Below are 13,632 nucleotides of genomic sequence, written 5' to 3' on the forward strand. Positions count from 1 at the left end.
CAGTGCCCCCTTCCAGCCGGAACACCCGGGTCATGCCCCGGATCCGGCCTCCGCAACAGTGCGGGACAGGGCATTCCGCATGAGGCTTCGGCCGGGTCGTGGCCGCGGGAGCGTCAGTCCGGTCGGGCGCCCGGCTCGAGGTCCCGCCGGATGGCCTGCCCTGCCGCGCGGTGCTCGGCGGCCGCGGCCGGGTCCGTCGCGTCCAGGACGGCGGCGATCCCCTCGCGGGCCAGCGCCTCGGCGTACCGGTACCCCAGCTTCGGGGCCAGTTCCAGCGCCTGCCGGTGCAGCCGCAGGGCCTCCTCCGGCAGGCCCGCCAGCCGGCACGTCTCGGCATGGCCGTGGAGGAAGTGGATCTTCCAGTGCTCCTCGAAGAGCTCGTCCAGCAGGGCGAAGGCCCGGCGGTGCGCGGCCAGCGCCTCCTCGTACCGGCCCGCCTGCCGCAGGGCGACGCCCAGGCAGTTCAGGCACCAGGCCTCGTTGTGCCTGTGCCCGTCCTCGCGGGCCAGCGCGAGCGCCTGCTCCAGGTGCCCCATCGCCTCGCCGGGCTCGTCGCCGGCGATGGCGACGCCGAGCGTGATCCGGGCCGTCAGCGCGGGAGGCCAGGCGGGGTCGGCGTGCGGGATCTCCAGCACGGTGCGGGCGAGCCGCGCCGCCTCCTCGCGGTGCCCGAGTTGCAGCGTCGCCCACGCCTCGTACGCGGTCGCGTGGGCCGTGCCCGTCGGGCAGCCGGCGTGCTCGAACAGCCTGCCCGCCCGCCGGAAGAGGTCGAGCGGCTCCTCGACCAGGCCCTCGTCCCACTTCAGGTAGCCCCGGCGCATGGTCAGCTCGGCCTCGGTCCTGACGTTCCCGGCCCGGGACACCAGCGGTTCCGCCGCCTCGTACGCGGCGTCCGCCTCCGCCATCCGCCCCGCGTTGTAGCGGGCGAAGCCGAGGTCGCTGTGCGCCTCGGCCAGTTGCAGCGGATCGTCCAGGCGCCGCGCGGCGACCAGCGAGTGCTCGAAGAGGACGTTGAGGTGCGTCGTGCCGCAGCGCCGCGCGAAGAAGGCCCGCATGTGGCGGGGCAGCTCGCACACGTGCGCGTCGGCTCCGGCGGCGACCGCCGCCTCGAAGACGGCCATCAGGTTGGTGTACTCGGTGGCGAACCAGAGGAGCGCCGCGTGCTTGCCGGTGAACTCCGGCAGGTCGGCGGGCCGCCGGCCCGCGGAGACCTCGGCGCCGGGGGGCAGGTACGACACCACGGCGTCCGCGGCGGCCGCCGCGTGCACGTAGTAGTCGAGGACCCGGCCGAGGGCCCGCTCCCGCTCGGCGGGCGCGTCCTGCTCGTCGGCGGCCCGGCGCGCGTGCTGGCGCACCAGGTCGTGCAGCCGGTAGCGGCCGGCCGCGGGCTGCTGGACGAGGTGCGCGTCGAGGAGGTCCTCCAGCATCGTCCGGGCGCTGCGCAGCGGCACGTCCGCCAGTGCCGCCGCCACGTGCTCGTCGAAGGTCGAGCCGGGCACCAGCCCCAGCAGCCGGAAGAAGCGGCGCCGCTCCCGGTCCAGCTGCCGCACCGACATCGCGAACGCCGTGTCGAACTCCGTGGCGCCCTCGGCCATCCGCTCGACGAGGATGCCCACGGTCCAGCCCGGGCGGTGCCGCAGCCGCGCCGCCGCCAGGCGCAGCGCCAGCGGCAGGTGGCCGCACCGCCGCAGGACCTCGGCGGCGGCCTCCGGCTCGCGGGCCAGGCGGCCGTCGGATCCGCCCGGGTCGCCGCTGGCGCGGGCCAGCAGCTCGGCGCCCTCCCGCGGAGTCAGCACGTCCAGCGACACCGGGGGCACCTCCTCCAGGCCCAGCAGCCGGTTGCGGCTGGTGATCAGCGCGACGGACGGGCCGGCGCCGGGCAGCAGCGGGCGGACCTGGTCGGCGTCCACGGCGTTGTCGAGGACCACGACGGCCCGCCGGTGCGCCAGTTCCGACCGCCAGCAGGCGGCCAGCGGCTCGATGCCGCCCTCCTGCGGGATCTTCTCCGACGGCACGTCCAGGGCGGCGAGGAGTGTCCGCAGCGCGGGGTCGGGGTCGAGCGGCTCCCTCCCGGCGGTGAAGCCGTGCAGGTCGACGTAGAGCTGGGCGTCGGGGAAGTCGGCGGCGAGCCGGTGCGCGGCGTGCACCGCCAGGCAGGTCTTGCCGACGCCCGCCATGCCGTCCAGGGCGACCACACGGCCGTCCTCCACCGCGGCGAGCACGGCCGCGAGCTCGGCCCCGCGTCCGGTGAAGTCGGGGACGTCGCGCGGCAGATCGTTGCGGGGCGGGCGCGGCAGGCCGGCGGGCGGCGCCGGGGGCTGGACCTGGCGGCTGGTCTTCGGCGGCGCGGGCAGCGGGCTGGAGGCCCGCTCCCAGAGGGGTCGCAGCGGGCGGGGATCGCGCTTGAGGAGTCGGCAGAGCGCGATCACCGCCGTCCAGGGCGGCACCGTCTGGCCGCCGAGGTAGCGCGACAGCGACGACGAGCTGAGCCCGGCGTCCCGCGCGAGGGCCCGGACGCCGCGTCCGGACACTTCCTGCAGCATGCGCAGCCGGGCCGCGAGCTCCTCCTGCGGATCGGCCTTCTCCGCCCGATGCTGGTGCACGACCACCGCTCCCCCGCCTTCCGTCCCACCGCGGCCGGACTCCTTCGGGGTGCGTCGCCGCTGCTCAAGGCCGTTGCAACTGTCCCACGGTGTCCCACCGACGTCGTCATCGTAGGCCGCTGCGGCTGTGATGGGGACATGCCCCCGAGGGAAGGGGGCGCGACCGCAGAGGAGAGACGCAGATGCAGTCCCGTATGAAGAACCCCGCCATGGTCCTGTCCGGCGCGATGCAGCCCATCCAGGAGATCTTCAAGGCCGTGCACTCCGGCGGCGTCTCGGCGGAGACCCTGGAGCTGGTCCACCTGCGGGTCAGCCAGATCAACGGCTGCAGCGCCTGCGTGGACGCCGGCGCCAAGACGGCGCGCAAGGCCGGGGTGACCGACGAGCGGCTGGCCACCGTCGCCGCCTGGAGGGAGGCCCCGTACTTCACCGAGGAGGAGCGCGCGGCGCTGGCGCTGGCGGAGGCCGCGACCCGGCTGGCCGACCGCGCCGACGCCGTGGGCGACGACGTCTGGGACACCGCCGCCACCTACTTCGACGAGAAGCAGCTGGCCGCGATCGTCCTGATGATCGGCGTCACCAACATGTTCAACCGGCTCAACGCCACGACCCGGCAGATCGCCGGCGCGTGGGGCTGAGCGCCCCCGACCGAAGACGACTCACTCGCCGACCAGGAGGATCCCGCCATGAGCGACACGAAGAAGGCCACCGCGAGCACCGCCGCCGGCGCGAAGTTCGACGGCTTCACCGACGAGGAACGGGCCGCGATGAAGGACCACGCCCAGGAGCTGAAGAAGGCCGCGCGCCGCAGCCCGGGCAAGGCCAAGGCCGACGGGGAGAGCGACGTCCTCTCCAAGATCGCCGAGATGGAGGAGTCCGACCGCGCCATCGCCGAGCGGGTGCACGAGATCGTCCGGGCCGCCGCGCCGGACCTCGTGCCGAGGCTCTGGTACGGCCAGCCCGCCTACTCCAAGGACGGCAAGGTGCTCTGCTTCTTCCAGGCCAAGGCGAAGTTCAAGACGAGGTACGCGACCCTCGGGTTCAGCGACGTCGCGGCCCTCGACGACGGCGCCCTGTGGCCGACCTCCTTCGCCCTGCCGGAGCTGACCGCCGAGGGCGAGGCGCGGATCGCCGACCTGGTGAAGCGGGCCGCGAGCTGAGGACGCGCCGGACGCGGCGAGCGGCGCCCCGCTCGCCGCACCGCGTGCCGGTACAAGGCACCCGGGCCTCCTTGCTACGCTGACTTTAGATCTAAACTCAAGAAGGTTCGACATGGCGCGCACGATCGTGGTCACCGGCGGCGGCACCGGCATCGGCAGGGCGGTGGCGGCGCGCTTCGCGACCGGCGGTGACCGGGTGGTCGTCATCGGCCGCCGCACGGAGGTGCTGGAGAAGGCGGCCGGAGAGATCGGGGGCACGGCTTTGCCGGCGGATCTGGGAGACCCTGCCGAGGTCGAGCGCGTCCGCGCCGAACTGGCCGAGCGCTTCGGCTCGGTCGACGTGCTGGTCAACAACGCGGGCGGCAACGCCGACAACCACGGCGGGTCCGCCGGCGTCGCGGAGCGGTGGACGAGCAACTTCCGCATCAACGTCCTGACGTCGGTCCTGCCGACCGAGGCGTTCCGCGACCTGCTGAACCCGTCCGGGACGGTCGTGTTCATCTCCTCGATCGCGGCCCTGCGCGGCTCGGGCGGCACGTCCTACGGCCCGATGAAGGCGGCCCTGCACCCCTACGCCTGCGATCTCGCCGCCGCCCTCGGGCCCCGCGGCGTCACCGTCAACGTCGTCGCCCCGGGCTTCATCGAGGACACCGAGTTCTTCGGCGACGTGATGAGCGACGAGCGGCGCGCGGCCCAGATCGCGCAGACCCACACCGGGCGGGCCGGGACGCCGGGGGACGTCGCCGAGACCGTGCACTGGCTCGCCTCGCCCGGCGCCGGGCACGTCACCGCACAGATCATCCAGGTCAACGGCGGGGCCGAGCGTGGCCGCTGAGCCGCCGCGCGACGGCGCCGACGCCATCCAGGACGCCTGGCGGCGCGAGCTGCCGGGCGTCCCGGTGGAGTCGATCGGGGTCGTCACCAGGATCTGGTGGGCCGCCAAGGTCTTCGGCGACGAGCGCCGCCGCCTCCTGGCGCGTCTGGGGGTGGACGTCGCCACGCTGGACCTGCTGTCCACGCTGCGCCGCTCCGGCCCGCCGTACCGGATGAGCCCGGGCGAGCTGGCCGACGCCTGCATGGTGACGCGCGGGGCGATCACCCAGCGGGTGGAACGGGCCGCCGGTGCCGGTCTGGTCGAGCGGACCACCGCCGGATCCGGCTACCACGCGCGCGCGGTCACCCTCACCGCGCAGGGCAACGCCCTGCTCGACCGCGTCGTCGCCGACCTGCTCGCGGCCGAGGACCGGCTCATCGGCCACCTCGCCCCCGACCGCCGCGAGCAGCTCGCCGGACTGCTGCGCGACCTGCTCGCCGGGCTCGGCGGCCCGAGCCCGGCGGGGCAGGTCGGGGACTGACCCTCGGGCGCGGCGGTGTCAGCCGCTCGTGAGGCGGTGTCAGCCGCTCGTGAGGATGACGAGTTGCCGGGTCGCCCGCGTCATCGCGACATAGCGGTCGACCGCGCCTTCGATGCCCTCGCCGAACCCGTCCGGGTCGATGAGCACGACGAGGTCGAACTCCAGCCCCTTGGCCAGCTCCGGGGTCAGCGACCGGACGCGGGGCCTCCCCGGGAAGGCGGGGTGGCCGATGACGCAGGCGACCCCGTCGTCGTGCGCGGCGAGCCAGGCGTCGAGGACCCGGTCCAGGTCCGCGACCGGTCCGTGGCCGACGGGGACGCCGCTGCCGCGGATGGAGGTCGGCACGTTGGCGTCCGGGAGCGCGGCCCGGATGACCGGCTCGGCCTCCGCCATGATCTCCTCCGGCGTCCGGTAGTTGACGCTGAGGGACGCCAGCTCGATCCGGTCGAGCCCGACCCGTTCGAGCCGTTCCCGCCAGGACTCGGTGAACCCGTGCCTGGCCTGTGCGCGGTCCCCGACGATCGTGAAGCTCCGGGACGGGCAGCGCAGCAGCAGCATCTGCCACTGCGCGTCGGTCAGCTCCTGCGCCTCGTCCACGACGACGTGCGCGAACGGCCCGGCGAGCTGGTCGGGGTCGGTGCTGGTCAGCGCGCTCTCGTCGACGAGGGCGTCATGGAAGTCCTCGCCGCGCAGCATCGTCACCAGCCCCGTCCCGTACTCGTCGTCGGCCACCTCGATGAGGTCGTCCACGACCCTCTCCATGCGCTCGCGCTCGGCGGAGACGGCGGCCACGTGGCGGCGCCTGCGCAGCGACGCCTCCGGGTCGCCGAGGCGCTGCCGCGCCGCGTCCAGGAGCGGCAGGTCCGACACCGTCCAGGCCTGGGCGTCCTCGCGCTGCAGCATGCGGATCTCGTCCCTGCCGAGCCAGGGAGCGCACAGCCGCAGGTAGGCGGGCACCGACCACAGGTCCCCGACGAGGTCGGACGCCTCGATGAGCGGCCACGCCCGGTTGAAGGCGGCGCGCAGTTCCCGGTCCTGGCGAAGCGACCTGCGGAGCAGGTCGGGCGACACCGCGCCCTCGTCCTTGTCCGCGCCCTCGTGCTTGTCAGCGAGGATCGTGACCAGCTCCTCCCAGATCTGGTCGCGCGCCTCGTTGTGCGGCGTGCCGGGTTCCGGCGCCTGGAACGCCTCGGCCCAGTCGGCGGGGCTCAGCCAGACGTCGGACCAGTGGGTGGTGACCTCCATCCCCTCGGTGGGCGGGTTCTCGTAGAACCCGACGGCCTTCTCTATCGCCTTCACCAGGTCCGCGGACGACTTGAGCCGGGCCACCTCCGGGTCGGACTCGACCGCCGCCCCTGCCCCCTCGGCGACGAGGTCGCGCAGGGTGCAGATCTGCACGCCCTCCTCCCCGAGGCTGGGGAGGACGTCGGACACGTAGGCCAGGTAGGGCTGGTGCGGCCCGACGAACAGCACGCCGCCCCGGTGGTGGCCCAGGCGGGGGTCGGAGTAGAGGAGGTAGGCGGAGCGGTGCAGGGCGACGACGGTCTTGCCCGTCCCCGGGCCGCCGTCGACGACGAGGGCGCCGCGGGACCCCGCGCGGATGATCGCGTCCTGGTCGGCCTGGATGGTGCCGAGCACGTCGCGCATCCGGTCGGACCGGTCGCTCCCCAGGCTCGCGATGAACGCGGACTGGTCGTCCAGGGCGGCGTGTCCGGCGAACCCGTCCGCGGTGAACACCTCGTCCCAGTAGTCGCTGATCCGGCCGCGGGTCCAGCGGTACCTGCGGCGGCTCGCCAGCCCCATCGGGTCGGCGTGGGTCGCCCCGAAGAACGGTTCGGCCGCGGGCGAGCGCCAGTCGAGCAGCAGCCGGCGGCCCGTGCTGTCGGTGAGACCGAGCCGTCCGATGTAGACGGGCTCGGAGCCGTCCGCGACGGCCATGTGCCCGAGGCAGAGGTCCAGGCCGAAGCGGCGCAGCGTGCGCAGGCGGGCGGTCAGCCGGTGGATCTCCATGTCCCGGTCCATCGCTCCCTGGCCGATCCCGCCGGGCGCCCTGCGCTCGGCTTCGAGGCGGTCGGACAGGTCGGAGATCGTCTGGTCGAGGGTCTCCGCGATGGCCGCGAAATGCCGCTCGTCACGCTCGATCAGCGCCGGGTCGGCCTTGGGGGACAGACGCTCGGGGAGGTCGAACACGCTGGCGGTCAAAGGATTCACGTATCGGCTCCGGCTCGTGATCGCTGGTCGTGGTTCCGGCGAGTCCCCGCGACCGCCCGGGAGCTCGCAGGCGGACCGCCGTCCCCGCGCGAATCGCGCGGCGACGACGCCCCCTGCACTGCGCCCCCAGGTTCCCGCAGGTTCTGGCCTCGGCCGACGATTCTGCGGCACGACCCGGGTCTTGCCGCAAGCCCCCGGGTGCGCTATACGTTGAGAGTGGCGGGGAGAGTCCTCCTTCTCGCGCCCTCCGCCGCCCCTCCCCCCGGATCCCCGGCCGCCTGCTCAGACCATGTACTGGTCGTGGCGGTGGTAGAGGTCGGCCCACTCTCGCTCGCTGAGCTGCCGCCCGCTGCCCACGATCTCCGCCAGCTCCTCGAAGTAGGCCTCACGCGGAGCCCCCGGAGCGAACAGGACCAGCATCGAAGCCGCCCCGTGCGGGTTGTCGAACGCGTGGATCCCGCCCGGCGGGACGAACAGGAAGTCGCCGGGAGGGGCGTCGACCCAGCGGTCCCCGTCATACAGGGCGACGGTGCCGGACAGGACGAAGAACGACTCCGACATCGTCTTGTGGAAGTGCGCGCCCGCGCCGCGACCGGGCTCGGCGCCCATGTCCCACCGGTAGAGCCCGTACTGCCCGCCCGTGGACTCGCCCGTGGCCAGGTAGTGCACCTTCGAGCGCGTGCCGATCAGCAGGTCGGGTGCGGAGCCGCCCTTCCACAATGTGCCGCTGACCTCGCCCTCGTCACCGTGGAAGAGCTCTTTCGGGTACGACATTCCGGCCTCCTCGTCGACTGTCCCGCCCCATCGTGGCGTCCGGCCCTGACAAGCATGCGCGACAGCACGGGCCTGTGACGTACACCACCGACCGGGCCACGCCCCGGTTGACGGACGTGCCGGGCGTGGTCGTTAGAGCCGGGTGTGGCCGGGTAGCCGTATGCGGTGGCCGGAGGAGCCGGCGACTCATTCGACACCGAGGGGGCGGAGTTGACCACGCCGGAGGAGAACGCTCCGAAGACCGAGGACACCGATCAGGTGGAGCCCGACGAAGAGCGCGAGTCGCGACCCGACGTGCGCACCGAACTCGGCGCCGAACTCGAGGACAAGATGGCCGAGAAGGGGCTGTCGCGGGACGACTTCTCCGAGTCCTGAGGTGGTCCCGGAGCCCGGAGCGCACCTCGACCTCGCGACCTGATCTCACCGGGGGCGTCGGAGAAGGTCCGCGGGGGACGACGGTACGGGTGAGGGACGAGGAGGACCGCGTGATCGGCACGTTGTACGAGCGGTGGCTGCTGGAGATGTGGGCCGGGGACTTCGGACTCGCCCGCGAGCTGGTCACGCCGGATTTCGTCGGGCACTGGCCGGGTCAGGAGGTGCGCGGGGCCGAAGAGCTGATCGACATTCTGCGGCAGGGGCACGCACCCTTCGAGGGCGTCACCGTGACGCTGGACGTGGGCCCGATCGTGGACGGGAACCGGGTCGCCGCCCGGTGGACGTTCGCCGGACGGTTCAGGGGCGGCATGCCCGGAGCGACCGCCCCCGAGGGCACGGCGGTGTCGTTCAGCGGCCACGACGTCCTGCGCGCCGAAGACGGCCGGTTCGCGGAGTACTGGGTGATCTCCGATACCGAGTCCCTCGCCCGCGCACTCGGCATGGAGTGATCTCCGCCGAGCACTCCCCCGGGCCGTCACTCGGGCAGGGGCTGAAGGGTCGGGTCGCAGAGGCGGCAGCCCAGCATGCCTTGGTAGATGCCGTGCTCCGGGCAGCGCTCCAGGAATCCGGGAGGTGGCGGGACGCTCCAATCGGGCCGCGTCGCCGGAGTCCCCACGGCGACGGGGGCGGGCCATCCGTCCACCATCGCGCGGTATCGGCGCAGGTAGTCGAGGGCGAAAGGAGGCTCGTAGGTGAGAAGGCCCCAGCCGTGCCGTGTCATCGCCAGGTCGAGGACGCGCAGCAGGAACGCCTTCTCGGCCGGCCAGTCCGCCGTCCACGGCAGGGAGTTCAGATCGAATCCGTCCGTACCGCGGCCGAGGCGATGTCCGTCCGCGAACAGCAGCACGAGATTGCTCTCCCAGACGGACTCGGCGAGGGCGCACCCGGCCAGGGTGAGCACGTCGAAGAAGACGTCCGTCCCGCCATTGGACAGATACAGATCGCCCCCGGACGTCCCCAGCGCTTCGAAGGTGTTGCCCACGCCTCGTCACCTGTCTCTCGGGGTTGCATGGACGGCCTCGGCTGTTCCGGCGTTCCGCGGGTGGCGGGTGAAGCGGGTGGGCCACCACACCTTGGGGCCGATCATCCGGACGAGCGCCGGGACCAGCAGGGACCGCACCACGAGCGTGTCCAGCAGCACGCCGAACGCGACGATGAACGCGATCTGCGCCAGGAACGACAGCGGGATGACGACCAGGGCGGCGAACGTGGCGGCCAGCACGACTCCCGCCGAGGTGATGACGCCGCCGGTCGCCGTCAGGCCGCGGAGCACGCCTTCCCGCACGCCCCAGCGCCGCGTCTCCTCCCGGACCCGCGACATGAGGAAGATGTTGTAGTCGACGCCGAGCGCGACCAGGAACACGAAACCGTAGAGCGGCACCGAGGCGTCCAGGCCGGTGAAGCCGAACAGGTGACGGAACACCAGGGCCGCGACACCGAGCGTGGCGACGTAGTTCAGCGCGACGGTCGCGATGAGCAGGACGGGCAGCGGCAGCGAGCGCAGGAGCAGCACCAGGATGACCAGGATGATCGCCAGGACGACCGGGATGATGACCGTCCGGTCGTGGGCGGCGGTCTCCTGGGTGTCGTACTGCTGGGCCGTGTAGCCGCCGACCAGCGCGTCCGCCCCGGGGACGCCGTGCACGGCGGCGCGCAGGCGCTTGAGGGCGGCCTTCGCGGCGTCGCTGTCGGCGGCCGCCTTCAGCGTCGCGTCGATCCGGACCCGCCCGTCCACGACCTTCGGCGGCCCGCCGGGGCGGCCGGACTCGCCGACGGGCGCGGCGTCCGCGACGCCTTCCGTCCGGACGGCGGCATCGGTGACGGCCTGGGCCCGCGCCGCGTCGGCGATGATGATCGCCGGCTGGCCGGAACCGCCGGGGAAGTGCTCGGAGAGCGTCCGCTGCGCGGCGACCGAGGGCGCGTCGTTGGTGAACGTCTCCTCCAGCGGGACGCCGTGGGCGCGCAGCCCCGGGGCGAACGCGGCGCAGGCGATGAGGGCGATGCCCGTTCCGGCGACGACGCGGCGCGGGTGCAGGTCGACGAGGCCGGCGACGCGGGCCCAGAGGCCCCTTCCCCCGCGGGCGCCTTCGGCCGGGGGCCGGGGTTTCGCGGGCCAGAACGCGATCCGTCCGAGCACGACGAGGACCGCCGGGAGGAACGTCAGCGCGCTGAGGACGGCGCAGGCGATGCCGATCGCGCCCACCGGCCCGAGGGCCCGGTTGTTGGTGAGGTTGCTGAGCAGCAGCGCGAGCAGGCCGAGCGCGACGGTGGCTCCGCTGGCGACGATCGCGCTGAACGATCCGCGCACCGCCGCCCACCCGGCGGTGAAGCGGTCCCGGCCGGCCGCCGCCTCCTCCCGGAAGCGGGCCGCGAGCAGCAGCGCGTAGTCGGTGGCGGCGCCGATGACCAGGATCGACAGGATGCCCTGGACCTGGCCGTCGACCCGGACGAGGTCGTTCTTGGCCAGCGCGTAGACCACCGCGCACGCCAGGCCCAGCGCGAACACCGCCCCGAGGATGATCACCAGCGGGAGCAGGACGCTGCGGTAGACCAGCAGCAGGATGACCAGGACGGCGATGAGCGCGACGCCCAGCAGCAGGCCGTCGATCCCGGCGAAGGCGTCCGACAGGTCCGCCCGGGTGGCGGCCGGCCCGCTGATCTGCGCCGTCGCCCCGGGGACGGTCTTCGCCGCCGCACGGACCCGGTCCAGCACGGCCGGCAGTTCGTCGTCGAGGTCGGGGCTGAGCGGGACGACGCCCTCCATCGCCCGGCCGTCGTCCGAGCGCAGGGCCGGCGACGGTGTCCCGAGCGTGCCGGGCGCGCCCCGCAGCCCGGCGAGCGCGCGGGTCGCCGCTTCCCGCTGGGCGTCGGAGACGCGGCCGTTCACCGTCCACACGACGATGGCGGGGACGGTCTCCTTCTCATCGAAGGCCTGCTGCGCCCGCAGGACCTGGGTGGACTCGGCACTGCGCGGCAGGAAGGCCGCCTGGTCGTTGGTGGAGACCTCACCGAGCTTCCCGGCATAGGGGCCGAAGGCGCCGCCGACGGCCAGCCAGACCAGGAGCAGCACTGCCGGGATCGCCCAGCGGATCGGGCGCGGCGGTGTTCGCATCGGTTCCTCCCAGCGAGTTCGACCTGCCGCGGCCATACCCACAAATACCTCAATCATTAACTATCTCAATGATTGAGTTATTGTAATCTGATCGGCATGGCCGAGGGAGCGGAGGAGACGGAGGGTCCCGCCGGCCTCCGGTCGTTCGCCGTCGAGCTGCGCCGGTTGAACTCCGAGTTCAACCGGATCGCGCACGAGTTCGCCCATGCCAGCGGCCTGCACCCGACCGACGTCCAGGCCCTGGTCGCGATCATGGACGCACGGCAGCGCACCCCCGACCGGCCGATGACCCCGGGGCGGCTGCGCGAGGAGCTGAACGTCACCTCCGGCGCGGTCACCGCCTGCCTCGACCGCCTCGAACGCCTCGGCCACATCACCCGGGCGCGCGACCCGGCCGACCGGCGGGTCGTCCATCTGCGGTACGAGCCGTCCGCCATGACCATGGCCCGCGAGTACTTCCGCCCGCTGGCGGAGAGCACCGAGGCGGCGCGGGGCGGGTTCAGCGAGGAGGAACTGCGCCTCATCCTGCGCTTCCTCCGCGCGATGAACGAGGAACTGTCCAAGCTCCGCGCTCACGGTTCGGGCCGCTAGGCCGACGGCGCGTTCTGGGCGGGACCGAGCAGGTCCCAGCGGTTTCCGGCGAGATCGAGGAAGACGGCGACGCGTCCGTAGGGTTCGGATCGGGGCCGGGTGACGAACTCCACGCCCGCGATCGTCATGCGTTCGTAGGCGGCGTCGAAGTCCTCCACCCGCAGGAAGAACCCCACGCGCCCCGCGACCTGGTTCCCGACCACGGCGGCCTGGTGCGGGCCGTCCGCGCGGGCGAGCAGGATGCCCGTCTGAGCACCCGGCGGCCGGACCACCACCCACCGCTTGGGACGGCCGTCGTTGGTGAGCGAAGGCGAGTCCTCGACCATGTCGAACCCGAGAGCGCCGGTGAAGAACGCGATGGCGTCGTCGTAGTCGTCCACGACGATCGTGATGAGATCGAGCCGCACCGTCATGAGGGTACGGTGCGGTCGTCCGAGCGATCACGCGGCCATGGAACGAAGGGACACCCGGCATGGACAAGACGCAGGGCAGCCGTACCGCCGTGCTCGTCTGCCAGGCCCGGGCCGTGGCGCACGGCCGTCTGGCCCCCGACCGGTTCGACGATCCCACCGCGTCGGTGCTGCTCCGCCCCGAAGAACTCGTCGCGGTGGAGCAGGCCCGCTCGGGCGTGCCTCCCGAGGGCTGGGGACCCCGGCTGGAGTACGAGTTCCTGCGGGCCACGGCCGAGGGGCTGGTGCCCCGCACGGTCGCCATCGACGACGCCGTCAGGGAGCGCACCCACCCGCAGGTCGTGATCCTGGGCGCCGGCCTGGACGGACGGGCGTGGCGGATGCCCGAGCTCGCCGGAACCGCCGTCTTCGAGGTCGACCACCCAAGTTCCCAGCAGGACAAGCGGCAGCGCGCCGCGGCCCTCTCCTCGCCCGCCGGGAAGGTCACCTTCGTGCCCGTCGACTTCACCGCCGACAGGCTCGACGACTCCCTGAAGGCGGCCGGGTACCGGACCGGCCGGCCCACCACCTGGATCTGGGAAGGCGTGGTCCCCTACCTGACCCGCGCCGAGGTGACGGCCACGCTACGAGCCGTCGCCGAGGCCTCCGCGCCGGGGAGCCGGCTCGTCGTCAACTACCAGTCACCGTCGCTGGTCGCCTCGCTCGGCCGGCCGGCGGCCCGTGCGATGAGGCGGCTGTCCCGGCAACCCGACCCGATGGCGCGCGAACCGTGGAGGTCGGCCTGGACACCGGCCGCCATGCGCGAGCTGCTGACCGGGCAGGGCTACGCGGTGGCCCGCGACACCGACCTGCTCGCCTTGGCCGGCGCGCTCACCATGCCCGTGCGCGGCCGGCGGTCCCTCCGTTCCGGCCGCGTCCTGATCGCCGACCGCTAGCCCCGGCTGCCGGGCCGGGCACGTGGCCTTCCGGTTGCGCTCGGCC

At 73.4% G+C, this 13,632-nt stretch carries 14 protein-coding genes; 8 read left to right on the top strand and 6 right to left on the bottom strand.

Going from position 1 to position 13,632, the window contains the following annotated elements; all coding sequences use genetic code 11:
- Positions 1 to 113 precede the first annotated feature (113 nt).
- Positions 114 to 2,603 (bottom strand): tetratricopeptide repeat protein, encoded by a 2,490-nt coding sequence (locus AB0H37_RS26380; protein WP_329089886.1) that lies wholly within the window; start codon positions 2,601 to 2,603, stop codon positions 114 to 116.
- Between the two features lie 182 nt (positions 2,604 to 2,785).
- Between AB0H37_RS26380 and AB0H37_RS26385 the strand changes: the two genes are divergently transcribed.
- From AB0H37_RS26385 to AB0H37_RS26400, 4 genes are all read left to right on the top strand, one after another.
- Entirely contained in the window at positions 2,786 to 3,241 is a 456-nt protein-coding gene (locus tag AB0H37_RS26385; RefSeq protein WP_360615895.1) for a carboxymuconolactone decarboxylase family protein, read from the top strand.
- A gap of 48 nt (positions 3,242 to 3,289) precedes the next feature.
- Positions 3,290 to 3,763, top strand: a complete 474-nt coding sequence (locus AB0H37_RS26390; RefSeq protein ID WP_329089883.1) for a DUF1801 domain-containing protein — start codon at positions 3,290 to 3,292, stop codon at positions 3,761 to 3,763.
- 112 nt (positions 3,764 to 3,875) lie between these two features.
- Positions 3,876 to 4,598: an SDR family oxidoreductase gene (locus tag AB0H37_RS26395; protein WP_360615897.1), complete on the top strand. Its 723-nt coding sequence runs from the start codon at positions 3,876 to 3,878 to the stop codon at positions 4,596 to 4,598.
- Complete coding sequence (locus tag AB0H37_RS26400; protein ID WP_179835387.1) at positions 4,588 to 5,118, top strand: MarR family winged helix-turn-helix transcriptional regulator; 531 nt, start codon at positions 4,588 to 4,590, stop codon at positions 5,116 to 5,118. The genes AB0H37_RS26395 and AB0H37_RS26400 overlap by 11 nt, the downstream gene beginning before the upstream one ends.
- A 39-nt stretch (positions 5,119 to 5,157) precedes the next feature.
- Here the strand turns inward: AB0H37_RS26400 and helR are convergent, their stop codons facing one another.
- Together helR and AB0H37_RS26410 are read right to left on the bottom strand one after the other, a co-directional pair.
- Entirely contained in the window at positions 5,158 to 7,329 is a 2,172-nt protein-coding gene (helR, locus tag AB0H37_RS26405) for an RNA polymerase recycling motor ATPase HelR (RefSeq protein ID WP_360615900.1), read from the bottom strand.
- A gap of 282 nt (positions 7,330 to 7,611) precedes the next feature.
- A complete protein-coding gene (locus AB0H37_RS26410; protein WP_360615902.1) occupies positions 7,612 to 8,103 on the bottom strand; it encodes a cupin domain-containing protein in 492 nt (163 codons plus the stop codon).
- 210 nt (positions 8,104 to 8,313) lie between these two features.
- Between AB0H37_RS26410 and AB0H37_RS26415 the strand changes: the two genes are divergently transcribed.
- Together AB0H37_RS26415 and AB0H37_RS26420 are read left to right on the top strand one after the other, a co-directional pair.
- A complete protein-coding gene (locus AB0H37_RS26415) occupies positions 8,314 to 8,478 on the top strand; it encodes a hypothetical protein (protein ID WP_360615904.1) in 165 nt (54 codons plus the stop codon).
- Positions 8,479 to 8,588: 110 nt separating this feature from the next.
- Positions 8,589 to 8,987 carry a nuclear transport factor 2 family protein gene (locus tag AB0H37_RS26420; RefSeq protein ID WP_179835390.1) on the top strand — a complete coding sequence of 133 codons (399 nt, stop codon included), beginning with the start codon at positions 8,589 to 8,591 and terminating at the stop codon, positions 8,985 to 8,987.
- A 26-nt stretch (positions 8,988 to 9,013) separates the two neighbouring features.
- On the opposite strand, the gene AB0H37_RS26425 is transcribed toward AB0H37_RS26420, so the two are convergent.
- Both AB0H37_RS26425 and AB0H37_RS26430 read right to left on the bottom strand, forming a co-directional pair.
- A complete protein-coding gene (locus AB0H37_RS26425) occupies positions 9,014 to 9,520 on the bottom strand; it encodes a hypothetical protein (RefSeq protein WP_360615906.1) in 507 nt (168 codons plus the stop codon).
- A gap of 6 nt (positions 9,521 to 9,526) precedes the next feature.
- The gene (locus tag AB0H37_RS26430; protein WP_360615908.1) at positions 9,527 to 11,650 is read right to left on the bottom strand and encodes an MMPL family transporter; all 2,124 of its coding nucleotides are present in this window, start codon (positions 11,648 to 11,650) and stop codon (positions 9,527 to 9,529) included.
- Between the two features lie 96 nt (positions 11,651 to 11,746).
- Here AB0H37_RS26430 and AB0H37_RS26435 point away from each other — a divergent pair, with 96 nt between their 5' ends.
- A complete protein-coding gene (locus AB0H37_RS26435; RefSeq protein ID WP_329089866.1) occupies positions 11,747 to 12,241 on the top strand; it encodes a MarR family winged helix-turn-helix transcriptional regulator in 495 nt (164 codons plus the stop codon).
- Here AB0H37_RS26435 and AB0H37_RS26440 read toward each other — a convergent pair.
- Positions 12,238 to 12,654, bottom strand: a complete 417-nt coding sequence (locus AB0H37_RS26440) for a VOC family protein (RefSeq protein WP_329089865.1) — start codon at positions 12,652 to 12,654, stop codon at positions 12,238 to 12,240. The genes AB0H37_RS26435 and AB0H37_RS26440 overlap by 4 nt on opposite strands.
- 59 nt (positions 12,655 to 12,713) lie before the next feature.
- On the opposite strand from AB0H37_RS26440, the gene AB0H37_RS26445 reads away from it, so the two are divergent.
- Positions 12,714 to 13,586, top strand: coding sequence for a class I SAM-dependent methyltransferase (locus AB0H37_RS26445; protein ID WP_360615910.1), 873 nt, complete (start codon positions 12,714 to 12,716; stop codon positions 13,584 to 13,586).
- Positions 13,587 to 13,632 lie beyond the last annotated feature (46 nt).

This window comes from Actinomadura sp. NPDC023710, from assembly GCF_040639875.1.
Classification (GTDB): domain Bacteria; phylum Actinomycetota; class Actinomycetes; order Streptosporangiales; family Streptosporangiaceae; genus Spirillospora; species Spirillospora citrea.

Excerpts from the sequence above, each read along its gene's own strand:
- AB0H37_RS26445 (WP_360615910.1), top strand. The coding sequence starts at position 12,714 with ATGGACAAGACGCAGGGCAGCCGTACCGCCGTGCTCGTCTGCCAGGCC.
- AB0H37_RS26410 (WP_360615902.1), bottom strand. The coding sequence starts at position 8,103 with ATGTCGTACCCGAAAGAGCTCTTCCACGGTGACGAGGGCGAGGTCAGC.
- AB0H37_RS26390 (WP_329089883.1), top strand. The coding sequence starts at position 3,290 with ATGAGCGACACGAAGAAGGCCACCGCGAGCACCGCCGCCGGCGCGAAG.
- AB0H37_RS26385 (WP_360615895.1), top strand. The coding sequence starts at position 2,786 with ATGCAGTCCCGTATGAAGAACCCCGCCATGGTCCTGTCCGGCGCGATG.
- AB0H37_RS26395 (WP_360615897.1), top strand. The coding sequence starts at position 3,876 with ATGGCGCGCACGATCGTGGTCACCGGCGGCGGCACCGGCATCGGCAGG.
- AB0H37_RS26430 (WP_360615908.1), bottom strand. The coding sequence starts at position 11,650 with ATGCGAACACCGCCGCGCCCGATCCGCTGGGCGATCCCGGCAGTGCTG.
- AB0H37_RS26440 (WP_329089865.1), bottom strand. The coding sequence starts at position 12,654 with ATGACGGTGCGGCTCGATCTCATCACGATCGTCGTGGACGACTACGAC.
- AB0H37_RS26435 (WP_329089866.1), top strand. The coding sequence starts at position 11,747 with ATGGCCGAGGGAGCGGAGGAGACGGAGGGTCCCGCCGGCCTCCGGTCG.